The sequence below is a fragment of the Viridibacillus sp. d25.2 genome (assembly GCF_055456015.2).
Genome location: NZ_CM196652.1, coordinates 733,327 through 756,926 on the forward strand (window position 1 = coordinate 733,327; position 23,600 = coordinate 756,926).

Consider the following 23,600-nt stretch of genomic DNA (forward strand, 5'->3'; position numbering starts at 1 on the left):
GTACACTAATGGCAAAACAATAGATTATAAGTGAGATGATATACAATGGCAGAACAACCATTTTTACCAATATTAATCGGATCCGATATGAATGCATATGGAATGGCTCGTTCATTTTATGAAGCATACGGTATTAAACCAATCGTTATCGGTCGTTCACATTTAACAGCAACACAAAATAGTAGTATTCTTCACTTTGTACAAGTACCCAATATAAACAAACAGGAAAATTTTGTAGATGAATTGGTGAAAGTGGCAAAGAAATATTCTCATAAAAAATTATTGCTATTAGCTTGTGGCGATGATTATGCAAAGCTAATTATTAAAAACAAACCTGAGTTAATCAAATACTTCACAGTGCCGTATATTGATGAATCATTAATGGACCAAATTTTGTTGAAAGAAAACTTCTACAAAATGTGTGAGAAATATAATTTCAGCTATCCAAAAACTGATACATGCACGTACGAAACATATGAAAGCTTTGACGTAAAATTTAAATACCCTATTATTATTAAAGCCTCTAACTCGGTTGAATACTGGGCATGTAGCTTCCCAGGTAAGAAAAAAGTATTCGTGGCGCATGATGAAGCAGAGAAAACAGCAATTTTAAAAGCTATTTATAGCTCATCATATAAAGACCATCTAATTATCCAAGAATTCATCCCTGGTGACGATTCGTATATGCGTGTATTGAACGCCTATGTTGGACAAGATGGTAAAGTGAAATTGATGTCTCTTGGTAATCCAATCCTTGAAGAACATTCACCAGAAGGTATTGGTAGTTATGCAGCAATCATTAACACATATGATAAAGAAATCATGGACCGAGTACGTGTTTTCCTAGAAGATATCGGTTACACAGGCTTTGCTAACTTCGATATGAAGTACGATTCTCGTGATGGCGAATATAAATTATTCGAAATCAATTTACGTAACGGTCGTAGTAGCTACTACGTAACAGCAAGTGGGCATAACTTGATGAAGTACGTAGCAGATGACCGTATGTTAGGCAAAGATTTAGGTTTAACGTATGCGAAAGAAAAGCATTTATGGATGATCATCCCTAAAGGAGTTCTATTCAAATACGCTCAAAATGAGGAACTAAAAGCAGAAGCAAAACGTTTAATCAGAGCCGGTAAAATGACGAATTCGTTATTTTATAAAAAAGATTTTAACATTAAACGTTGGTTTAAATTAACGCTAAACAATTTGAATTATTACCGCAAATACAAAAAATATTTTAATAACAAAGGTTTGTCTTAAGTCATGAATAAAAAAACGTTAGGTATTATTGGCGGAGTAGGACCACTTGCGACAATGCTTGTAGGAGAAATGATTGTTCGCAGAACGAAAGCTATCAAAGATCAGGAACATGTGCATTTTATTATAGATAATGATACTCGTATTCCTGACAGAACGGCTCATATTCTGAATCCATCTGAACCAAGTCCAGTACCCTTAATGGTTGAGGATACGCATAAGCTAGCAACTGCTGGAGCAGAGCTAATTGCAATCCCTTGTAACACAGCACATACATTTTATGATGAGCTACAAGAAAACTCTCCAGTACCAGTACTGCATATGATTCGAGAAACAGCAATTAAAGCGAAACAACTCGGTGCTAAACGCGTTGGAGTATTAGCAACGATTGGTACGCTTACCTCAGGCGTTTATCAACAAGCATTAGAAGAGGTTGGTTTAGAACCAGTTATTCCAAATGAACAACTGCAAAAGCAAGTCATGTCTATCATTTATGATAGCGTAAAAGCAGGTAAGGCTGTTACAAGCGATGAATGGAATGTAATCGAAGAAGCGATAAAAGCAGAAGGTTGCGATCGTATAGTTTTAGGATGTACTGAGCTTTCGATTGTAAACCGTGAGCTAGCTCTTGACGATTCTTATATTGATTCGTTACTTGTACTTGCTGATTGTGCTATTGTTAGTTGTGGATATGAATTACTAGATTAGAGCGGAAAAACCTGTCCTTCATCTTAATTAAAGGGCAGGTTTTTATATAAAAACTATATTTCACATTATGAATATGTGAATGAGAGAAGGTGGAACAGCAATGTCTTTTTTAACTTTATTAAACGAAGATTTACAAAAAAAATGGACTTTCGAACATACGATGCCAATCCAAGATGAAATGATTCCTGCATTACTTGAGGGCAAGGACGTAGTAGCGGAATCTCCAACAGGAACGGGTAAAACACTTGCATATCTATTACCAATTTTACAAACAGTTGATGGTTCTAAAAAAGCGACACAAGCACTAATTATCGCTCCATCACAAGAGTTATGTATGCAAATTGTTGAAGTTATCCGTACGTGGGTTGCAGGAACGAACATTACAGTTGTTCCGTTAATAGGTGGTGCAAATCCACAACGTCAAATTGATAAACTAAAGAAAAAACCAACAATCGTTGTCGGTACACCAGGACGTTTAAATGAATTAGTGAAAGCGAAAAAACTAAAGCTTCATGAACTAACGAAAATTATCCTTGATGAAGGGGATCAACTTCTTAGTCGTGACTATCGCGTATTAGTAAAATCATTTATCGACGGAGCAAGCCATGGCCGTCAAGTAGCCGTTGTTTCTGCAACGATTACTGAAGAAATCGAGCTAGTTGCTGCACGTATGATGAATGAGCCTGTACGCTTCAAAGTTAGCTTAGATGAAATGCCAAACCAAGGATTAGTAACTCACTCATTTATGAAAATTGAAGAAAGAAATAAAACAGAGATGTTACGCAAACTTTCAAATGTAAGTGGTTTACGTGGTTTAGCATTCGTAAATAATTTAGACCAATTATTAATGAAAGAAACAAAGCTTTCATACCGTGCTGCACCAATTGTTGTTTTACACTCAGAAATGAAAAAAGAAGAGCGTAAAAAAGCACTTGATTCATTCCGTAAAGGGGAAGCACGTATTTTAATCGCGACAGATGTAGCTGCACGTGGATTAGACATTGAAGGCCTAACACATGTAATACATGTGGACGTACCGCATACAATGGAGCAATACTTACATCGTTCAGGCCGTACAGGACGTGCAGGAGCAGATGGTGAAGTATTAACATTACTTGCACACCATGAAGAGCATACGTATCGTAAATGGACTCGTGAGCTACCATCAAAACCCGTTGGAAAAACGTGGACAGCTGGTAAATTAATCGAAGGAACAACCAAACCTACTGTGAAAAGGGGCAAATAAGTATGACATTCCAGGAGAAATTAGCACAATATGCTGAGCTTACTGTAAAAGTAGGCGTCAATATTCAAAAAGGTCAAACACTTCTAATTAACACGACTACGGATACAATTGAGTTCACACGCTTAGTTGTAAAAGAAGCATATGCAGCAGGAGCAGGCCGCGTTACAGTCAATTTCTCTGATGGAGAAATTGACCGCGCTTTTTTTGACAATGCTCCTGAGGATGAATTTGCAAAATACCCTCGTTGGATTAGCGAACAACGTAACGAGCTAATTGAACGCAAAGGTGCATTATTATGGATTGATGCCGCGGATCCAGATTTATTATCAGGTGTCCCTGTATTCAAGCTATCTGCACAGCAAAAAGCAGCAGGTAAAGCATTAACGAATTACCGTAAAGCTGTGATGAATGACAAAATTGCATGGGCAATTATTGCTGTACCATCAAAGCAATGGGCAGCTAAAGTTTTCCCAGATGTAGAAGTTGATATGCAAGTAGAAGCTTTATGGGAAGCAATTTTCAAAACGGTTCGTATTGGTGAAGGAGATGCTGTTGAAAACTGGCAAGGCCATTTAGTAAATCTATACACACGCGCGGAAATACTGAATGCTAAACGCTATGCAAAACTTCACTACACAGCATCAGGAACTGATTTGACAATTGAATTACCTAACAAACATATTTGGCAAACTGGTGCTAGTAAAACGCCAGAGAAAACTTCATTTGTAGCTAATATGCCGACGGAAGAAGTATATACAATGCCATCTAAGTATGGAGTAAACGGAGTTGTATCGAATACAAAACCACTTGTCTTCCAAGGCAATATCATTGATGATTTCAAGCTAACATTTGAAAATGGCAAAATCATCAAAGCAGAAGCTGGCGTTGGGAACGATTTACTACAAGAATTAATTAAAGCTGATGAAGGTTCAAAATATCTTGGTGAAGTAGCATTAGTACCACATGAATCACCAATCTCTGCATCAAATATTCTTTACTACAACACATTATTTGATGAAAATGCTTCTAATCACTTAGCTATTGGTGAAGCCTATCCAACATGTTACGAAGGTGGTAGTGCTCTATCTCACGAACAATTAGAAGAGCATGGTATTAATACTTCTATTACACATGAAGATTTCATGATTGGTAGTGCCGACATGAATATCGACGGTGTTTTAACAGATGGTACAGTAGAACCAATCTTCCGCAACGGAAGTTGGGCATTTTAATTAAATAAGGAAAAACTGGTACGCTCCCTTGGGACGTACCAGTTTTTTTATTGTTATAGAAGAATGTAGATTGAGTATAGTTATCCTTAAATCGAGGTAGAGAAGACGTGAATATTCTGCTAAATAACAAACGAGTGAGTTAGCGCAACAAACGTCTCAGTTAGTGCAACAATCAAAGAAGTTAGTGCAACAATCAAAGAAGTTAGCGCAACAATCAAAGGAGTTACCACAACAATCATCTCACTTACCATAACAATCAAAAACCCATAAAAAAACCCCTATGCATGAATTTATCCGCATAAGAGTACTTAATACTATGGTCTATATCTTTTCATTGGGATTTGTTTCGATTTGGCTTTACGAGAATCAATAACTTTAATAATAATTGGGTAAACAAGTGGTGCTAATTTTATTGCAGTTTTTACTACGTTTCTTACCTTCATTCAGTAGCACTCCATTTCTTAAAAGCTAATATTATTTTTATTCCCTAGATGCTTCATCTTAAACGCGTAGTACACGAACACCTTGTATGATATTCCAAATGATCACTGCCGCAGACAATAGTATTTCTACAATAATAAACGTGATAATTAAAATAGGCCCTGCACTCAACACATTATCAGAACTGTTTCCATAAAAACCAAACACGAAAAAGAAAATAACGAAACCAAATATTGATGGGATTATAAGTAATAAGTGTGATATGAATGCTCGTTTAGCATGGTGTTTTACATCCGAATCAGTACTTACAAAATAAACAATCACTGGCAAAAGAAATCCCGCAAAAAAGATACTGAAATAACATAATGCAGATAATACTCTATTATTATCCAGCACAAGCACCTCCATTCATATTATTATTTACGCTACAGCGCCCAAAAAGATTCAACTCAACGCATGTCTTTTTATTATATCTGCAAAATGGTATATAGATGAAATACTGACATATTCAGCAGGACCATGCCAATCTGCTCCATCTGGTCCGAATTCGATTGCTGCTACGCCATCTGCTGCATAAAATCGAGTATCAGCAGAACCGTGTTGTCCAAATAGCATGGCTTGCTTGTCACAAACCTCAGCAGTTGTTTTTAATAATGATAAAACAAATGGATCGTCAGCATTTGTTGTAACTGCAGGAGCAATACTGTGAATAATGATTTCAGCTTGGATTTTTCCGTCATCTAGAATTTTTTGAATATCTTTTAGAATATCTTCTGCTAATTGCCCTGGGACGTATCGGATATCGTAACGTACATTGCACTGATCTGGGACAACATTAAAACGTTCACCTGCTTGTATTGTAGCCAAATTAATCGATGGAGAATCATAAAATGCATTACGAGCATTTGTTATTGGTGATTCTAGCAGTTTTGAGTGGAATTGCATGGCTTGTAAAATAGCATTCACCCCCTCCCAAGGGCGACTACCATGTGATGCTTGACCTTTGAATTGAAGTTCGAATTGTAAAATGCCTTTTGCTTGTAATCCAATTTGCAGATGTGTCGGTTCGCCGCAAATAACAAATTGGCCATTATACCCATTACGAGCAAGCCATCCTGATGTATTTTCACCACCAGTTTCTTCGTCTGTCACCAGATGGAGTTGGAGGCGTCTAGGAAGCTTATAAGCTGATTTAGATAGCTCTACAAAGCTGAACATCATCGCAGCGACTCCGGCCTTCATATCAGCAGCTCCACGCCCGTATAAAAGGTCACCATCAACAGTGGGAGTGAATTGTTCAATTGCTGCTGGTACAACATCCACATGACCGTTCCAGATAAGGCAATCTTGGCCCTGCCCAACCTCAGCTGTTAAAATATCAAGTCCATTATTATGATGAAGGTTAACATCTATACCTTGTTGTTTAAGCCAATTAGCACAAAATTGTAAAGTTTCATTGGCGCCTATAGGTGTATCACTTTTGTATGTAATAAGTTTTTTTAGTAAATCAATCATCTAATTGTCATTCCCTTCATTAAATTCCATTTTGTTCATTATAATTGTTTTTGGCAGAGAGTTCTTTAACATTTCAGTAATCTATTGAAATATAAGAATTGTTTGAGTACAATAGAGTTGTTCGAAAACTACAATTAAATGATGTATTTACCACAAGGGGAGCCGAAATGGTCGGCTGAGAGTGAACCCAAAGTTCTAACCCTTTGAACCTGTAAGTTAATGCTTGCGTAGGAATGTGGATAGAAACCGACATATAACCGATGTCAGGACCTGTCCTGATGTCGTTTTTTTTGTTGCCGACAGTTTTACTATCTAGAGCTCATTTATAAATGAGATACGTTTAGGTCTTGTGTGTTCTACATCAGAACAACGGGAGGATATTTATTGTGAATAAGAAGAGATTATTGTTTTTAATCGAGATTGCAATTTTTGCTGCAATCGGTTTGATTTTGGATCAGCTGTCATTTAAGCTGTGGGCTCAAGGTGGTTCTATAAGTCTTGTTATGGTGCCGATTGTTTTAATGGCATTCCGTTGGGGTGTATTGGGTGGTTTGATTACCGGATTTTTAGTTGGTTTATTGCAAGTGATGATGGGTGCCTCAATTTTTACACCTGTTCAAGGATTTATCGATTACTTTATAGCATTTACTGTAGTCGGTCTCGCTGGTGTTGTGAGACATCTAGTGTTTGCAGCAAGTAAACAATTAAACAAAAAAACAATGACTTTGTATATTGTGCTTGGTACAACTCTTGGTGGTTTATTGAGATACATTGCTCACACTACTGCAGGAGTTGTCTTCTTTAGTGAATATGCAGGTGACCAAAATGTTTACTGGTATTCTATCAGTTATAATGGTACGTATATGCTACCAGCTACTATACTAACAGCAGTTGTAGCTGTACTTTTATTTACTTCAGCACCTCGTTTATTACAACAAAAAAATTGATGCAAAAAAAGAGGATTCCTTATAGATGGAGTCCTCTTTTAGTACTTTCAGTAACACAATTTCATATATTTAATATAAGAACTAAACAAAAATTTTCTAAATATATAGACATTTGAAATGGAGAGATACTCGAATTTCATGTTCTTCATTTTGCGAAAAAAGTGTTATAGTAGAGAGTAGACATATGAGAAGAAGGGACCGTATAAAATGATAGCTATAACTCAAGAGGAAATTGCAGCATTGAAAAAAGCTGGACGTGTAATGGCCCAAATCCGTGAAGCGATGAAGGCTGCAACAAAACCAGGAATTACAACAAAAGAATTAGATGAAATTGGTGGCCGTTTGTTTGAAGAAAATGGAGCCGTTTCAGGACCTAAAAGTGAATATGATTTTCCCGGATATACATGTATAAGTGTGAACGAACAAGTTGCACACGGCATTCCAGGGAACCTTACATTAAAAGAGGGAGACCTTATTAATATCGATGTATCAGGTCATGTTGACGGTTACTTTGCAGATACAGGTGTGTCATTTGTTGTAGGTGGTGGATCCTATCCAGAAATCGATAAACTTTGTCAAGTTGCAGAAAGTGCATTTGATCGTGCGATGACGAAAGTAAAAACAGGTGCCCGTTTAAATCAGATCGGTAAAGCTGTAGAACGTGAAGCCAAAGCAAATGGTTTAGCGGTTATTATGAACTTAACTGGGCATGGCATTGGGCGTTCACTTCATGAAGATCCACAACATGTATTGAACTATTTTGATGCATGGGATCGTACAATTTTAAAAGAAGGAATGGTTTTAGCTGTTGAACCGTTCATCTCACAAAAAGCAGAACATATCGTTGAGTCAGGTGATGGTTGGACATTTATAACGCCTGATAAATCACTAGTTGCACAATATGAACATACAATCATCGTAACAGATGGTGAACCGATTATTACAACTAAATTAGATTAAAATAATGAAAAGGCCTCCCTTGAATTTTCGTCAAGGAAGGCCTTTTTGTTTTATACAGTTATTTAGAAGGCTTTTGTTTTTTAATAAATAATATTCCCGCCAATAAAACACCACTTAAAAAAAGTGCAGCAGTCGTTACGAGTAATTCCTCAAATCCATTTTTTATCGCGACCCCTATATAAGCCCAAATGAAGACGATAGGAAAGTAAATATCGAAATGGTGGAAACGCATATGAAGTGCAATAGCGGTACCTAGAGTGAGCATAATAACAGCCCATAAAGGATCGCTTAATCCTAAACCATTCCAATGATTAGACGTTAGTACGAAAGCGATATTTGTTATTGTTGCTACGCAAATCCAAGCAAAGTAAATAGAGAAAGGTATGCGTTTTGACCATGATTGTTCATCATTACTATATGAGAAATATAGAAGTGCTAAACAAGCTAATAATAATAGGATTACGATAACTGTAATTTGGAAGTAGTTATAATGCCACAGGAAAATCCACAAAATATTAAGTAATGAACTGGCTGTAAATAACAGCGTTTGCTGAATAGAAATCGTGTTCTCTCTCTGGTAATTGTACCAATGTTTGTAAATCCAGTAAGCTAAAATTATGTATATAAAGCCCCAAATACTAAAAACATATCGTGCTGGAGTGAAAAGAACCGTATAACTGTCGGAGATGTCGCCAGTAGTTTGACCGTTTAGTGGAAGAATATTAGCAGCTAAGTTTACTGTTACCATTGCAATATAAGCAATAGTAATAATTAGTAATCTCCCCAATAAAATCTCCTCCTTCATGTTGAGATTAGTATAAAATCCTAAATTTCTTTGCAGTCTGAAGTAGAAAAATATCTTGTTAGTAATTGCGTAAATATACAAATAATCACTACCAATTATAGTGCGTATGTATAAAGTATACATTTGATTAGTTAGAACAACAAATATCATTTCAGAACAATTTGCTGTAAAATACTAGTATAAAAGTAAAAGGAGTGTTTAAAGTGAGTAAACGCATTGAAGATATGAAGTTAGACAAACATCTAAACGATAAGCCTTCCTACAAAAAGGAACTAAAAAAACTACAATTTGAATTGTTAAATATTCAACAGTTCTTGTTCAATCATGATATTGGGCTCGTATTAGCATTTGAAGGAATGGACGCAGCTGGTAAAGGTGGCGCCATTAAACGTCTAACACAACGACTGGATCCTCGTGGATATATCGTTCATCCAATTGCTGCACCGCAACCCTTCGAGCTGAAATATAACTATCTACATCGCTTTTGGACGCGCCTGCCTTACAAAGGCCAAATTGGTATTTTTGATCGTACATGGTACGGACGTGTACTAGTAGAACGTATTGAAGGCTTTGCTAAAAAAGAAGAATGGCAACGAGCCTACGAAGAAATTAACCAATTTGAAAAACTACTTACAGATGATAACTATATCGTAGCAAAATTCTGGATTCAAGTGTCAAATGAAGAACAATTAAATCGATTTAAAGAACGACAAGAAGATCCTTATAAAAAATGGAAGCTAACGGATGAAGATTGGCGAAATCGTGACAAATGGCCAATTTATGTTGAGGCAGCAAATGATATGTTTGAGAAGACTGATAAACCACAAGCACCATGGATTTTAATATCAGGTGATGATAAAAAATATGCACGCATTCAAGTTCTAAAAGAGGTAATCGCGCATGTTACAAAGGAATGTGAACTTAGAGGTTTACAAATTACTGATCCATTAGAAACTATTAGCGAAGAAGTATAACTATTTCGTGTCTAGAAGCATTATACTAAATATGTAATCTATTTTAGTAATGGGGGCTTGAATATGACAAAACAACAATATCCAGAAGTATGGGATTTAGAGTCTATATTTGCTGGGGGTAGCGATTCAAAAGAGCTAAGGGTACAGTTAGACAGAATTCCAGTTGAATTAGAAATATTACAAAAAGCCGTTTCAAGTATTATAGTAGAAGATGCCAGATCCATTTTAGATGTTCTAGAATTAATGAAAGAAGTATATGTTAATATGGGGCAAATTGGTTCATTTATCTCGTGTCTAGAAGCACAAGATATGACGGACAAAAAAGCTTCCTTATTGCGAGGTGAAATTTCATCACTAGCTGCAAGTTTTGCACCAATTAAATTGCAATTTCAGCAAGAGCTAAGTGGCATAGAAGAAAGAATATGGACAGAGCTACTAGCTACTGAGGAGCTATCACAATTCAAATTCACCTTAAATGAATGGCGAGATGAAACTAAATTAAAACTTTCTGAGCAAGAAGAGAATATAATTTCTGCATTAAAGGTTGATGGTTATAATGCTTGGGGCGAAATGTATGATCTATTGATTAGTGATATTAAAATCCCTTTTACAATTGATGGTGAAGAAAAAGAATTATCTGTAGGTCAAGCAAATAACTTAAGTTCACATCCGGATGCTGCAGTACGTCAAGCTGCTTATGAAGCACTTGAAAAAACGTGGACTGAAAAAGAGGAATTCTTTGCAAAAACGTTGAATCATATAGCAGGGTTCCGATTAGAAACATATAAAAAACGTGGTTGGGATTCGATATTACAAGAGCCACTACAAACTAACCGTATGCAACCTGAAACAATTGATGCAATGTGGGGTGCAATTGCAGACCATAAAGCACCTTTCGTTGAATATTTAAAACGTAAAGCGGAGCTACTAAACACAAGTACAATGGATTGGTTTAATTTAGATGCACCAATTACAGCATCCACTGAAACGATTTCTTATCAAGAAGGTGCTGCTTTCGTCATAAAAAATTTCGGGCAATTCGGCAAGAAGCTAGAGGCCTTTGCGGCAAGTGCAATTGAAAACGGCTGGATTGAAGCTGAAAATCGCCCAAATAAACGTCCAGGTGGATTTTGTACCAGTGTGCCATTAACGAAGGAGTCACGTATTTTCATGACTTATAGTGGTACTATGTCTAATGTAGCAACATTAGCGCATGAACTGGGGCATGCATTTCATTCGTATGCTTTACGTCCGATTCATACATTGAATACTGGCTATGCAATGGGTGTGGCAGAAACAGCCTCTACATTTGCTGAAATGATTGTTGCAGATGCAGCTGTTCAAGAAGCAAAATCAGTAGATGAAAAAATAGCATTACTTGAAGATAAAATTCAGCGTAGTGTCGCATTCTTCATGAATATTCATGCGCGCTTCCTGTTCGAAACTCGTTTTTATGAAGAACGTAAGGTAGGAATTGTACCAGCTCATAGGTTGAACGAAATAATGGAAGAAGCACAGAAAGAAGCTTATGCGGGTGCACTAAATGTAACTCATCCTCATTTTTGGGCTTCAAAATTGCACTTCTATATGACAAGTGTGCCATTTTACAATTTCCCATACACATTTGGCTATTTGTTCTCATTAAGCATTTATGTCAAGGCTAAAGAAGAAGGTAGTAGCTTTGAAGATAAATATATCGCTTTATTGCAAGATACAGCTGTTATGACTGTAGAAGACTTAGCGATGAAACATTTAGGTGAGGATATTACAGAAAAGTCATTCTGGGAAAAGGGGATTCGTATTTGTGAACAGGATGTAGAACAGTTTTTAGAATTAACCACTCAAAAAGGGTGATCAGACATGGTGTTTCTTGAAGGAAATCGCTGTTATTTGCGAACGTTAGAAGAAGCCGATGTTTCGGCATTTACAAATCTAGTAAAGCGGAATAAGCGTTATTGGTCGATTTATGAGCCATTACATGAAGATGAGTTTTATACAGAACATACTCAAAGAAAGAAAATTATTGAGTCTATTCAGCGTATGAGACTAAACCGTGAGTATAGTTTTGCAATATTTGCAATGGGAACGTCGGATCTTGTAGGACATATATCGATTTATTCTATCAAGAGATTACCATTTGCAAGTGCTTTTGTCGGTTATTCAGTAGATAAACGTTATATTGGTCAAGGAATTGCATCTGAGGCGTTAGAACTAGTAGTGAAATTTGGGTTTGAAGATTTGTCGCTGCATCGGATGGAAGCGTATGTATCCCCAAAAAACATTGGCTCTGTTCGCGTTTTAGAGAAAACTGGATTCCAACGTGAAGGGTTATTAAGAAAACTATTGTACATTAATGGAAATTGGGAAGATCATTATTTGTATTCTTATATAGATGATGATTTTTGAAAGGGTAAGGCCGTCTGGCGGAGATGGAAAAGTACTGTCAGAGGAATGCTTTACGGAATGAAATAATTAGCGAATCATTTCCTGGGAAATGCGTCGATTTCTGTTTGAAAAAGAAGAAGCGAGGGGCACCTTTAAGGTGACTCTCGCTTTTTGTAATTTCGATTATTTAGAACCGTCTTCAACTATATCAAGACGACCTGTACTTGGGTCGATTACTAAACCATGAACGGGAATAGAGTCGATAACTAGTGGGTGATTTCGAATTACTTCGACGCTATGTCGTACGTTTTCTGTTACATCGTCAAAGCCACGTAACCAATCATGTAAGTTTACACCAGAATAATTTAATAGATCAATTGCTTCTTGAGAGACCCCACGGTCAACCATTTTAGCTAGCATTTTGTCAGGGTTAACTGCGCTCATACCACAATCGTAGTGCCCAATGACAAAAATCTCATCTGCTTGTAATTCATAGATTGCTACAAGTAGACTACGCATAATACCACCGAACGGATGATTTAAAGTGGCACCTGCACTTTTAACGATTTTGACATCGCCATTACGTAAATTCATAGCTTTTGGTAATAGTTCTACAAGGCGAGTATCCATACATGTTAAAATTACAAAATGCTTATCCGGGAATTTGCTTGTAATAAAAGGCTCATATTGCTTTTCTTCTACGAAGGTTTCATTGAATGTAAGAATATCTTTTATTATTGACATAGACTTTCCCCTTTCCTTACATACTTATTTTAGAATAACTATTCAGAAAAGAGAATAAGTTTTAAAGAAATTATGAATTTAATTTTTGTAAAAGATTCATTGTATCTAACGAGCGGCCTGTACCGATTGCAACAGATTCTAATGGTGATGGAGCTAGAATAACAGGAACAAGTAGTTCATCTGAAAGCCATTCAGGCATACCTTTTAATAGAGAGCCGCCACCTGTTAAAACAACGCCACGGTCTACGATATCTCCAGATAACTCAGGTGGACAGCTTTCTAAAGTTCTACGGATAACCTCTAAAATTGAAAGAAGAGATTCTTTAAGACAACTTTGAATTTCTTCTGAATTTACCGTAATCGTTTTTGGCAAACCAGTTACAATATCTCTACCGCGCACTTCCATGTACTCTTTTTCGTGTTGGATTAAAGCATAACCAATTTCTTTCTTTATATTCTCAGCAGTATGCTCACCAATTAGTACGCTGTATTCTTTACGTGCGAAATGAATGATTTCTTCATTCATTCGGTCGCCACCCAGTTTCATAGTGTTTGAAGTTACAACGCCGCCAAATGATATGATTCCAACCTCTGTTGTACCTCCGCCGATATCAACGATGACACTTGCGATTGGTTCACTAACAGGAAGATCAGCACCGATTGCTGCAGCAACAGGTTCTTCAATTAAAAAGACTTCTTTAGCTCCACATTGTTTAACAGCATCTCTTATAGCTAAACGCTCAACTGAAGTAGCACCGGATGGAGTGCAAACGATTACACTCGGTTTACGGATTGAGCCACCAATAACTTTTCCTACCTTTTGCATAATGGCTTTAATCATTGCGGTAGTCATATCAAAGTCGGCAATGACACCATCACGAAGGGGACGGATTGCTTGAATATTCGCGGGCGTTTTCCCAATCATACTCTTTGCTTCTGTACCGATTGCGATTACTTCATTTGTAGTTGTATTTACTGAAATAACTGATGGTTCATTTAATAAAATTCCTTTGTTTTTTGTATATACTAACGTATTGGCAGTGCCAAGATCGATTCCAATTGCAGTTGTTGAAAACATTGTATATTTCCTCCTTTATAACATTGCCTCATAAGTATAGAGGAAAAACAGCAAAACCCCTATGTTACATATTGGAAGTTGTAAGTTGTTTAGGAAATAAGTGTGGAAATAGTATTTATAAATAATCAGTTATTGGGAAATTTAAGGGTAAATAGGTTTAAAATGTCACGAGTTTGTTATGAAATTGTGAGGAAAAAATAAAAAAACAGTTACTTTATAAGTAACTGTTTTGGATTATTAGTTTTTAGGTTTTGGATCAACAAGAGTTGCAGTTGATGTATCTAATCCTACTAGTAAATAGTGAATAAGGATCCCACCAGTGATTAGGATAAGTGCTGAATATCCTAAAACTGTTAAAATAAATGTAAACATTATAAAACTCCTCTCTACCATTATTAAAGATTCATTATCTACCAGTATACATGATATTTTGTTTGAAGATAAGTCTAATTTATGGATAAACTATTTACTCATGCTTTTTACTGGTTTAAATTGCAAATTTTAATAAAAATAAGATATGATATAAGAATTATATTGTTATTTTAATAGAATACATGCTGGGATATTAAAATGCCCAATTTCCTTGGCGGAATATTGGTTCTACATTGTTATCTTCCGAAATACCGTCTATATCCATCTTGTCAGAACCAATCATAAAATCTACATGGGTTAGACTTTGGTTTAAGCCGTTCTCTGCAATCTCTTCACGAGACATGGTTTTACCACCTTCTATGTTGAAAGCGTAAGCACTACCAATAGCCAAATGGTTAGAAGCATTTTCGTCGAACAGTGTGTTATAGAATAATAGGCCCGATTGTGAAATAGGTGAATTGTGAGGAACTAGAGCAACCTCACCTAGATAATGTGAACCTTCGTCAGTAGCCACAAGTTGTTTAAGTACTTCCTCTCCTTGTTCTGCAGATACGTCTATGATTCGACCATTTTCAAAAGTAATTTTAAAATTATCAATAATATTACCACCATAGCTTAATGGTTTAGTACTAGATACATAACCGTTAACACCGGTTTTAAATGGTGCAGTAAATACTTCTTCTGTAGGCATATTAGCCATAAATTCTTTGCCGTTCACATTGACACTACCGCCACCGCACCAAATATGGTTTTTAGGAAGTTCAATTGTAAGATCTGTTCCAGGAGCACGATAGTGCAATTTATGATATTTTTTTTCGTTTAAATAGGATACTTTGTCATGCAACGATTCATCGAGTGTTTTCCAAGCGTTAATCGGATCTGCTACATCAGCTCTTACAGCTTTAAAAATAGCTTCCCAAAGATGCTCAACTTGTTGCTCTTGAGGCAGTTCAGGGAAAACTTTGGCAGCCCAATCTTTTGAAGATGCTGCAATAACGTTCCAACTAATTTTGTCAGATTGTGCATATTCTCTATACTTGCTCAATGCTTTACCTGTCGCTTTTTGGAAAGAGGCGATACGGCTAGATTCAATCCCGGCTAGTAAATCTGGACTTTGAGAAACAATGCTTATAAAGGCAGCACCTTGTTCTGCTAACCAATTACGTTCTTCCGTTTTCCAATGTGGATAAAAGTCGAATGAGTCTGCAGGAGCTAGCTCGTAACGTAGACGACTAATTTGATCATCCGCAAAATCAACAAATACTTGTTTGGCACCAGCTTCATAAGCCTTTTTAGTAATTAATCGGACTAACTCTACATTATCAACAGAAGTGCTAATATATAGAAATTGATTGGGTTGGATGTTGACACCAATTTTAATAGCAAGTTCAGCATAACGATTTAATTTCTCATTGAATGAAATCATGACGACATTCCTCCTTAAATTAAGTTAATTGTAACAATTTTTGAAAGATTAGAAAAGAAAAAGTAAAAGACCATATTTTTATCCATTTCACGAAATTTCGGCAAATATCTCCTATTGTTTGTAATAGATTATTAAGATAATGAAATATAAACCGAAATAAAAAAAAGAATGACGATTTTGGGGGTACTAAAATGGATTTATCATCGATTATTGGTTTAATAATAGCTTTTGTTTCGCTATTAGCAGGGATGTATTTTAAAGGTGTTACTCCTGATGCATTACTGAATCCAGCAGCGATACTTATTATCATCTTCGGTACGATCGCAGCGATTACGATCGCATTTCCTAAGAGTGAACTAAAACGTATACCTAAGCTGTTTGGTCTTATCTTCAAGGAGCAAAAGTTAGTAAGTGATGTAGAAATTATTAAAATGTTTTCGCAATGGGCAGATTTAGCTCGTCGAGAAGGGCTACTTGCACTTGAAAGCAAAGTATCCGAAATTGATGATCCATTTTTGAAAAATGGATTGACTTTGGCTATTGATGGTCAAAATGCAGATTATATCCGCGACGTATTAAACGAAGAAGTGGAAGCGATGGAAGATCGCCATGCAAGCGGAGCTTTAATTTTTTCACAAGCAGGTACATATGCCCCAACTTTAGGGGTGCTTGGTGCAGTAATTGGTCTGATTGCAGCACTAAGAGATTTAAACGATATTGAAAAATTAGGACATGCTATTTCAGCAGCGTTCGTAGCGACACTTCTAGGTATTTTCACGGGTTATGTACTATGGCATCCATTTGCAAATAAGTTAAAACGTAAATCTAGCCAAGAAATTCGTCAAAAAACAATGATGATTGAAGGTATTTTATCGGTTCTAGAAGGTGAAGCCCCTCGCGTAATCGAACAGAAATTAGCGTCTTACTTAACTAAAGAAGATCGCTCTCAAATAATGGACGAAAGCGGGGCGAGTGGCCTTGGCAAAGAAATCTAGAAGAAGGAAAAAGCATGAAGAGCATACAGATGAATCTTGGCTAATTCCATATGCCGATATTTTAACATTATTATTAGCGCTCTTTATCGTACTATTTGCATCAAGTACTGTTGATGTACAAAAAATGCAACAGCTTTCTACTGTTTTTAGTTCTATCTTCGATTCAGGTGATGGTGTTTTTGAGCAGCCATCACCAGTTGAACCACTAAAGCCAAAAAGTACTGAAAAAGATAGCAATGCAGACGCAGCTTATTTAGAAGATCAAGAAGCTTTATCAAAAATTAAAGGGAATGTAGATGAGTTTATAGCTGTCAATGAGCTTGAAAAGCAATTTGCAACAAAGCTCACAGATGAAGGATTGCTCGTAACAATCCGAGATAGTATTCTTTTTGATCCGGGTAAAGCAGATGTTAAAAAAGAGTATCAAAGCCTTGCAAAAGAATTGTCCAAGTTACTTGTATTTGATCCACCACGTCATGTCATAATCACAGGTTATACAGATACAGTACCTATGAATAATGCAGAGTTTGCTTCAAACTGGGAGCTGAGTGTTATGCGTGCAGTTAATTTCTTGAAATTAGTTGTAGACGACAATGCTAATCTAGACACTGCGTTCTTTAGTGCAAAAGGGTACGGAGAAAATGAACCTGTTGCTACAAATGATACGGATGAAGGTCGTTCAAAAAACAGACGTGTAGAAGTACTTATTCAACCTTTAGTGAAAAAGGACGGTACAAATACAAACGAACAAAAAGCATCAAAAAAATCAGAATAAGAAAAAACGATATGTATTTCACAAATCGTTTCAGGCTGACTGTAAACAAACTCGAAGAAATTCGGGTTTATCTACAGTCTTTTTTCTTCTAAAAATAAACAGATAAGACCGTTGATTTCCGCTACATCAGACAACCTTAAAGGGTCTTAAAAAAGTGTCCATGCAAGGCGATGTTTACTTTTGCTGCTATGAATTTAAAGAAACTTTCCAATTGGACTTGGCAAAGTCCAAAAATGTTATAAAAGCTAATATTCGAAGAGCACTTCATCTATAATAGAGGATCAAAAATAACCAAAATATATGAAAATAACAAAAGACATTCAAGATGTGATCTGAATGCATTTTGTCGACATACTGAAACGACATGTATTTCACAAATCGTTTTTTTTTTTTTTTGACATTTAAAAAACAAAAGTTTATAATTTAAACAAATGTAATGAGGGTGATGACATGAATGATAAAGAGTTAATGATCCTAAAGCTTATTCGCCAAGATCCATTTTTGTCTCAACAAGAAATGGCTGAAGAATTAAAGATGTCTAGGCCCGCTTTAGCGAATATTATTTCAGGTTTAACTCGTCAAGGTAAAATTGTCGGGAGGGCTTATATATTGCCGGAAGAAAATGAAGTGATTTGTATTGGTGGAGCCAATATGGACCGTAAATTTCATATTAAAGGTAAAGCTCAGTTAGGTACTTCTAATCCTGCAGCCGTTACACAAAGTATCGGTGGTGTAACTCGAAATATTGCAGAAAATTTAGGGCGTCTAGGACACCATGTATCACTTTTAACAGGTGCAGGTAAGGATTCAGATTGGAATGCGATTAAAGAAGCTTCAACAAGTTATATGAATGTTTCTAATGTAGAACTATTTCAAAACGCATCGACGGGCTCGTATACGGCTGTTTTAGATGAGCAAGGAGAAATGCTATTAGCTGTAGCGAACATGGAAGTTTATGATTTATTAAAGCCAGAGTTGCTAATGAAGCACGAGGCAGCGATGTCAAATGCAACATGTATCGTAATGGATTTAAATTGTCCTAAAGAAACAGTTGAAAGCATTAAAGAGCTTGCAATGCTAAGACATATTCCATTTGCATTAATTCCAGTATCGTCACCGAAGATGGATCGTATGCCAAAAGATTTAATCGGCGTAACATGGTTTATCTGTAATCGAGATGAAGCAGAAACGTATTTGGATATTACAATTTCTTCAGAGGAAGACTGGAAAAATGCAGTACAAGCATTGTTAGATAAAGGTGCAGAAAATGTTGTTATAACAGCAGGTAGTAAAGGGGTCTATGCCGCATCTAAAGACCTGGCGGCGGAGAATTATGTTGCTATACAAATTGATCATGTTGAAGATGTTACAGGTGCTGGTGATGCTTTTGTAGGGGCATTGCTACATAGCTGGATCCTACAAGAGCCTTTCGTAGAAAATATTCAAAATGGTTTGATGAATGCAGCGAAAACTTTACAATGCGCATTTACAGTAAGACCAGATTTATCCGCAAATAAACTAAAAAATGAGCTGGAGGAATAATTCATGAAACAATATCTATCATTCTCAGAAGAAGTAAAAGCTGCACAAGAAAAAGGGCTACCAATCGTAGCGTTAGAATCTACAATCATTTCACATGGTATGCCGTACCCGCAAAACGTTATAACTGCACGTGAAGTAGAACAAATCATCCGCGATAACGGTGCAGTTCCAGCTACAATTGCTATTTTAGATGGTAAAATCAAAATCGGTCTTTCTGATGATGAATTAGAAGTACTAGGTAACTCACCAGATGTTGCAAAAACATCTCGTCGTGATCTTGCTTATTTACTAGCAACAAAACAAAAAGGTGCTACAACAGTAGCTGCAACAATGATTTGTGCAGAATTAGCTGGCATTGAAATGTTCGTAACAGGTGGTATCGGTGGTGTTCACCGTGGCGCTGAAACAACAATGGATATTTCAGCAGACTTAGAAGAGCTAGCACAAACTAATGTTGCAGTAGTATGTGCTGGTGCAAAATCTATTCTAGATATCGGTTTGACTCTAGAGTATCTTGAAACAAAAGGTGTTCCAGTAATCGGGTATGAAACAGACTTAGTACCAGCATTCTACACACGTGAAAGTGATTTCTCTGTAAACTTCCGTGCAGATAATCCTGAAACAGTAGCTGAAATGTTACGTACAAAATGGGATCTAGGACTTACAGGTGGAGCAGTAATAGCTAACCCAATTCCAGAAGCAGATGCGATGGATCACGATTTCATCACTAACATCATTGAAACAGCACTACAAGAAGCTAAAGAGAATGGTATTAATGGTAAACAAGTAACACCATTCTTATTAGGTAAAGTAAAAGAATTAACAGAAGGTAAGAGCTTAGTAGCTAATATTGCATTAGTAAAATACAATGCAGTAGTTGGTTCTAAAATTGCTGTAGCTTTAAATAAATAATCAGATAAAAAAGCTAGGAACAAAGCCATAAAAGTATGGCTGTTCCTAGCTTTTTTATGATTTACGAAGTGAGCCTAGTTCAGTTACGATTGCTTGCATTTCACTTGGGCTAAACGCATCGCGTTTCATAACCATTTCATAAAGATAGACAAGGTCTTCGTATTGTGCGGTATCAAAATGCTCTGGTTTCATTGCATCTGCGTTTACCATACGAAGTTTATCTTTGATCATATCAATCATATAGATGACATTCTCAGTAGAGGGTTCAGTTAGATTCATAGGATTCCCTACCTTTCGTTCAATACATAGTATCATTTCATGCAATGAAATGAATGTCAATTACAAATTGATTATGCCTTTACAGTTTGCTCAGCTTCTTTATTTAATTTTTCTTCTTTTTCTTCTTTTAGCTTTTCTTTAATACGTTTTGTTTCTATAACGACAATACCTGATAAGCCGATAAGACCAATTAAGTTTGGTATTGCCATTAAGCCGTTTGCAACATCAGAGAATGTCCAAACAATATTAAGTGGAATTGTCGCACCGATATATACGAAAGCAACGAAAATAAGACGGTAAGCTAAAAGAGCATACGGATTTTTAAATAAGTATTGGAAGCACTTTTCTCCATAATAAGCCCAACCTAAAATAGTTGAAGAAGCGAAGAATATCAATCCAATCGCTACAACAATTGGTCCCCAGCTACCTAAAAAGTGACCAAATGCTTGTGTTGTTATTGCATTTGCTTCTAGATTTGGATTTGTATAAACACCAGACATAACGATTGTTAAGCCAGTGATCGAACAGATTAAAAAAGTATCGAAGAAAACTTGTGTCATTGATATAAGTGCTTGTCTTCCCGGTAAATCTGTTTTCGCAGCAGCTGCTGCGATTGGAGCAGAACCAAGACCAGCTTCATTGGAGAATACCCCACGAGCAACACCATAGCGAATTGCAGCACCAATTGCACCACCTGCCGCAGCTTCTCCTGAGAATGCCATTTTAATAATTGTTATGAATGCTTCAGGTACTGCAGTAATATTCATGACAATAATGATTAAACCAGAAGCTAAATAGAAAACAGCCATAACTGGAACAAAAACGGCTGTTACTTTACCGATAGATTGAATTCCCCCTAAAATAACAAGGCCTACGAAAAGAGTTAAAATAATACCAGTAATCCATGGATCAATTTTAAAAGTAGAATTTACAACCCCAGCAACTGAGTTAGATTGTGTACCGTTCCCGATACCAAATGAAGCTAAAACGCCAAATAATGCGAATAATACAGCTAGCCATTTCTGTTTAAGACCATGTTCAAGATAGTACATTGGTCCACCAGCCATTTGACCCTTTGAATCTTTTACTCGGAAGCGAACTGCTAAAATGGCCTCACTATACTTCGTTGCCATACCGAAGAATGCAGAGAACCACATCCAGAATATAGCACCAGGTCCCCCTAAAATAACAGCTGTTGCAACTCCAACGATATTCCCTGTACCAACTGTAGCAGCAAGAGCTGTTGTCAGTGCCTGAAATTGTGAAATATCGCCTTCAGCATCTGAAGCATGTTTTTTAGAGAATACTAGTCTAAGAGCTGTTGGTAATAGTCTGAGTTGTAATACACCCACTCGAATAGTGAGATAAATCCCTGAACCAACGATTAAGACAATTAATGGGATTCCCCATAATACGCCTGATATCGAACTTAAAATCTCATTTAACTTATCCATTTAATATTTCCCCCTTGTACGTTGATTTTTGTGAAATATTCCTCCTATTTCTATTTTTTTCTCCATTATATTCTATTATTCTAAAAATTCTGTCTATAAGTCAAGAAATATTTTTTTGAGAGATTACATTGAATAGCCATCACTTTAGTTTTATTGTTAAAGTATAAGGGCATACTATTTCAAAGAAATTTGCAAGGAGGAATTTATAATGTCGAATAAGTTATTTGTAGGAATTACAATTGGAGCAATTGCAGGAGCAGCAATTAGTATGTTGGATCGTAGTACACGTGAAAGCACATGCAATAAAGCTAAAAGCATCTCAAAGGATGTAAAGTACTATGCAAAAAATCGCGATGAGTTTGTTGAAAAGGTACAAAATAAAGTAGAAAAGTATCAAACGCTATACGATTCATTTTCATCAGAAAAAGATTTCTTAATGGAAAAAATCGATGAGATTCGAACTTATACGCCACAAGTGAAAAACCTTTTAGCAGATACTAAAAATGCATTTGTATCTCCAAAAGAAACAGAAGAAGATCCAAATATAATTCATCTTTGATCTGAACAAAGGGGAGGAGGGAAATGAGTAGAAACAATCGTTACGATTCAAGGTCTTCAGAAGTATTTGATAAGATGAAGATGATGGGTATAGAGAAAAAGGGAAAGAATGGGGAGGTTAATGATGTAACGACATCAAAAGGATTTATGATGGAGTTTATACAACGACTAAAAGATGCGGACATTTCAGGGTTTAGTGCGCAGTTAGCTTATTTCTTCCTGTTATCCTTTTTTCCTTTACTCATTTTCTTAATGACATTACTACCGTTCTTAAATATAGATCCAGATCAAGTTTATTTGTTTTTGAATGCAATTTTACCTGACCAAGTATATTCATTAATAAGTGGGACAATTAGTGAGGTACTAGAAAATAGAAATAGTGGATTATTGTCCATCGGTTTTATCGCTACGATTTGGTCAGCATCTAAAGGAGTAGATGCACTAATCAAATCCATAAACCGATCCTATGATAAAGACGAAACAAGACCTTTTATCATTGCGAGATTAGTGTCTGTTATTTTCACATTTTTATTAGTAGGATTAATAATTATTGCACTGTTATTATCTGTCTTTGGTAGACAAATTGGTGTTGTATTATTTTCTCACTTTGGAATAGCTGTAGAATTTTTAAATGTGTGGAATAGTATTCGCTCGCTTATTCCTCCATTGTTGATTTTCACAGTATTAACGGTAATGTACTGGATATTACCTAACATGAAATTATATTTAAGAAGTGTATTATTGGGTTCGGCTGTTGCAACGATTGCGTGGCTTGTTCTATCTTATGGATTTTCATATTATGTTAGTAATTTTGCAAATTACTCTGCTACATATGGTAGTATCGGTGGAATTATCATTTTAATGTTATGGCTATATTTCACAGGAATGATTTTAATGGCCAGTGGACAGATTAATGCCATTATGCAGATTAGACTAGAAGCACAAAAAAGAGAGTGACCATTTTGAACTGCACCCTAAATTTTAGACAT

Annotated in this window: 25 protein-coding genes and 1 riboswitch; of the genes, 15 read left to right on the top strand and 10 right to left on the bottom strand. The window is 36.2% G+C overall.

The genetic code is table 11. The features are described 5' to 3' along the window. Positions 1 to 45: 45 nt before the first annotated feature. The 4 genes from ACZLO7_RS03610 to ACZLO7_RS03625 all read left to right on the top strand — a co-directional run bounded on the left by ACZLO7_RS03610 (position 46) and on the right by ACZLO7_RS03625 (position 4,449). Positions 46 to 1,266, top strand: coding sequence for a carboxylate--amine ligase (locus ACZLO7_RS03610; RefSeq protein ID WP_464939206.1), 1,221 nt, complete (start codon positions 46 to 48; stop codon positions 1,264 to 1,266). 3 nt (positions 1,267 to 1,269) lie between these two features. Next, positions 1,270 to 1,971, top strand: a complete 702-nt coding sequence (gene cuyB, locus ACZLO7_RS03615; protein ID WP_464939205.1) for a cysteate racemase — start codon at positions 1,270 to 1,272, stop codon at positions 1,969 to 1,971. A 100-nt stretch (positions 1,972 to 2,071) separates the two neighbouring features. Continuing rightward, on the top strand, positions 2,072 to 3,217 hold the full coding sequence (locus ACZLO7_RS03620; protein WP_464939204.1) for a DEAD/DEAH box helicase: 1,146 nt from the start codon (positions 2,072 to 2,074) through the stop codon (positions 3,215 to 3,217). A gap of 2 nt (positions 3,218 to 3,219) precedes the next feature. Further along, positions 3,220 to 4,449: an aminopeptidase gene (locus tag ACZLO7_RS03625; RefSeq protein ID WP_464939203.1), complete on the top strand. Its 1,230-nt coding sequence runs from the start codon at positions 3,220 to 3,222 to the stop codon at positions 4,447 to 4,449. Between the two features lie 314 nt (positions 4,450 to 4,763). Here ACZLO7_RS03625 and yxzF read toward each other — a convergent pair whose 3' ends face one another. Genes yxzF through ACZLO7_RS03640 form a run of 3 tightly spaced genes read right to left on the bottom strand, consistent with a single transcriptional unit; the run spans position 4,764 to position 6,405 of the window. Beyond that, the gene (gene yxzF, locus ACZLO7_RS03630; RefSeq protein WP_464939202.1) at positions 4,764 to 4,892 is read right to left on the bottom strand and encodes a small protein YxzF; all 129 of its coding nucleotides are present in this window, start codon (positions 4,890 to 4,892) and stop codon (positions 4,764 to 4,766) included. 58 nt (positions 4,893 to 4,950) lie between these two features. Further along, complete coding sequence (locus ACZLO7_RS03635) at positions 4,951 to 5,286, bottom strand: magnetosome magnetite crystal formation protein family (RefSeq protein WP_464939201.1); 336 nt, start codon at positions 5,284 to 5,286, stop codon at positions 4,951 to 4,953. A 48-nt stretch (positions 5,287 to 5,334) separates the two neighbouring features. Beyond that, positions 5,335 to 6,405 carry a M20 family metallopeptidase gene (locus ACZLO7_RS03640; protein ID WP_464939200.1) on the bottom strand — a complete coding sequence of 357 codons (1,071 nt, stop codon included), beginning with the start codon at positions 6,403 to 6,405 and terminating at the stop codon, positions 5,335 to 5,337. A 145-nt stretch (positions 6,406 to 6,550) separates the two neighbouring features. Then, positions 6,551 to 6,656, top strand: a riboswitch (TPP riboswitch). 135 nt (positions 6,657 to 6,791) lie between these two features. Between ACZLO7_RS03640 and thiT the strand changes: the two genes are divergently transcribed. Both thiT and map read left to right on the top strand, forming a co-directional pair. After that, positions 6,792 to 7,352: an energy-coupled thiamine transporter ThiT gene (gene thiT / locus ACZLO7_RS03645; protein WP_464939199.1), complete on the top strand. Its 561-nt coding sequence runs from the start codon at positions 6,792 to 6,794 to the stop codon at positions 7,350 to 7,352. Positions 7,353 to 7,559: 207 nt separating this feature from the next. Further along, entirely contained in the window at positions 7,560 to 8,312 is a 753-nt protein-coding gene (gene map, locus ACZLO7_RS03650) for a type I methionyl aminopeptidase (RefSeq protein ID WP_464939198.1), read from the top strand. 58 nt (positions 8,313 to 8,370) lie between these two features. On the opposite strand, the gene ACZLO7_RS03655 is transcribed toward map, so the two are convergent. Then, on the bottom strand, positions 8,371 to 9,099 hold the full coding sequence (locus ACZLO7_RS03655; protein ID WP_464939197.1) for a TspO-related membrane protein: 729 nt from the start codon (positions 9,097 to 9,099) through the stop codon (positions 8,371 to 8,373). Positions 9,100 to 9,341: 242 nt separating this feature from the next. On the opposite strand from ACZLO7_RS03655, the gene ACZLO7_RS03660 reads away from it, so the two are divergent. From ACZLO7_RS03660 to ACZLO7_RS03670, 3 genes are all read left to right on the top strand, one after another. Further along, positions 9,342 to 10,091: a polyphosphate kinase 2 family protein gene (locus ACZLO7_RS03660; RefSeq protein WP_464939262.1), complete on the top strand. Its 750-nt coding sequence runs from the start codon at positions 9,342 to 9,344 to the stop codon at positions 10,089 to 10,091. Positions 10,092 to 10,154: 63 nt separating this feature from the next. Continuing rightward, positions 10,155 to 11,945 carry a M3 family oligoendopeptidase gene (locus ACZLO7_RS03665; protein ID WP_464939196.1) on the top strand — a complete coding sequence of 597 codons (1,791 nt, stop codon included), beginning with the start codon at positions 10,155 to 10,157 and terminating at the stop codon, positions 11,943 to 11,945. Positions 11,946 to 11,951: 6 nt separating this feature from the next. After that, the gene (locus ACZLO7_RS03670; RefSeq protein ID WP_464939195.1) at positions 11,952 to 12,497 is read left to right on the top strand and encodes a GNAT family N-acetyltransferase; all 546 of its coding nucleotides are present in this window, start codon (positions 11,952 to 11,954) and stop codon (positions 12,495 to 12,497) included. Between the two features lie 162 nt (positions 12,498 to 12,659). Here ACZLO7_RS03670 and ACZLO7_RS03675 read toward each other — a convergent pair whose 3' ends face one another. The 4 genes from ACZLO7_RS03675 to ACZLO7_RS03690 form a co-directional block, all read right to left on the bottom strand. Further along, complete coding sequence (locus ACZLO7_RS03675; protein ID WP_464939194.1) at positions 12,660 to 13,220, bottom strand: beta-class carbonic anhydrase; 561 nt, start codon at positions 13,218 to 13,220, stop codon at positions 12,660 to 12,662. A 70-nt stretch (positions 13,221 to 13,290) separates the two neighbouring features. Further along, positions 13,291 to 14,298: a rod-share determining protein MreBH gene (mreBH, locus tag ACZLO7_RS03680; protein ID WP_464939193.1), complete on the bottom strand. Its 1,008-nt coding sequence runs from the start codon at positions 14,296 to 14,298 to the stop codon at positions 13,291 to 13,293. A gap of 237 nt (positions 14,299 to 14,535) precedes the next feature. Beyond that, a complete protein-coding gene (locus ACZLO7_RS03685; protein ID WP_464939192.1) occupies positions 14,536 to 14,670 on the bottom strand; it encodes a hypothetical protein in 135 nt (44 codons plus the stop codon). Between the two features lie 193 nt (positions 14,671 to 14,863). Then, positions 14,864 to 16,096 carry an aminopeptidase gene (locus ACZLO7_RS03690; RefSeq protein ID WP_464939191.1) on the bottom strand — a complete coding sequence of 411 codons (1,233 nt, stop codon included), beginning with the start codon at positions 16,094 to 16,096 and terminating at the stop codon, positions 14,864 to 14,866. Between the two features lie 191 nt (positions 16,097 to 16,287). On the opposite strand from ACZLO7_RS03690, the gene motA reads away from it, so the two are divergent. The 4 genes from motA (at position 16,288) to ACZLO7_RS03710 (ending at position 20,320) form a co-directional block, all read left to right on the top strand. Further along, a complete protein-coding gene (motA, locus tag ACZLO7_RS03695) occupies positions 16,288 to 17,091 on the top strand; it encodes a flagellar motor stator protein MotA (RefSeq protein WP_193737513.1) in 804 nt (267 codons plus the stop codon). Further along, complete coding sequence (motB, locus tag ACZLO7_RS03700) at positions 17,075 to 17,866, top strand: flagellar motor protein MotB (RefSeq protein WP_464939190.1); 792 nt, start codon at positions 17,075 to 17,077, stop codon at positions 17,864 to 17,866. Before motA ends, motB begins: the two co-directional genes overlap by 17 nt. A 450-nt stretch (positions 17,867 to 18,316) precedes the next feature. Continuing rightward, complete coding sequence (locus ACZLO7_RS03705; protein ID WP_464939189.1) at positions 18,317 to 19,408, top strand: carbohydrate kinase; 1,092 nt, start codon at positions 18,317 to 18,319, stop codon at positions 19,406 to 19,408. A 3-nt stretch (positions 19,409 to 19,411) separates the two neighbouring features. Further along, positions 19,412 to 20,320 (top strand): pseudouridine-5'-phosphate glycosidase, encoded by a 909-nt coding sequence (locus ACZLO7_RS03710; protein ID WP_464939188.1) that lies wholly within the window; start codon positions 19,412 to 19,414, stop codon positions 20,318 to 20,320. 54 nt (positions 20,321 to 20,374) lie between these two features. Here the strand turns inward: ACZLO7_RS03710 and ACZLO7_RS03715 are convergent, their stop codons facing one another. Beyond that, complete coding sequence (locus ACZLO7_RS03715) at positions 20,375 to 20,599, bottom strand: DUF1128 domain-containing protein (RefSeq protein WP_464939187.1); 225 nt, start codon at positions 20,597 to 20,599, stop codon at positions 20,375 to 20,377. 71 nt (positions 20,600 to 20,670) lie between these two features. Then, on the bottom strand, positions 20,671 to 22,053 hold the full coding sequence (locus ACZLO7_RS03720) for an alanine/glycine:cation symporter family protein (RefSeq protein ID WP_464939186.1): 1,383 nt from the start codon (positions 22,051 to 22,053) through the stop codon (positions 20,671 to 20,673). A 208-nt stretch (positions 22,054 to 22,261) separates the two neighbouring features. Here ACZLO7_RS03720 and ACZLO7_RS03725 point away from each other — a divergent pair, with 208 nt between their 5' ends. Together ACZLO7_RS03725 and ACZLO7_RS03730 are read left to right on the top strand one after the other, a co-directional pair. Further along, positions 22,262 to 22,612 carry a YtxH domain-containing protein gene (locus ACZLO7_RS03725; protein ID WP_464939185.1) on the top strand — a complete coding sequence of 117 codons (351 nt, stop codon included), beginning with the start codon at positions 22,262 to 22,264 and terminating at the stop codon, positions 22,610 to 22,612. Positions 22,613 to 22,635: 23 nt separating this feature from the next. After that, the gene (locus ACZLO7_RS03730; RefSeq protein WP_464939184.1) at positions 22,636 to 23,568 is read left to right on the top strand and encodes a YihY/virulence factor BrkB family protein; all 933 of its coding nucleotides are present in this window, start codon (positions 22,636 to 22,638) and stop codon (positions 23,566 to 23,568) included. The last annotated feature ends 32 nt before the right edge of the window (positions 23,569 to 23,600 follow it).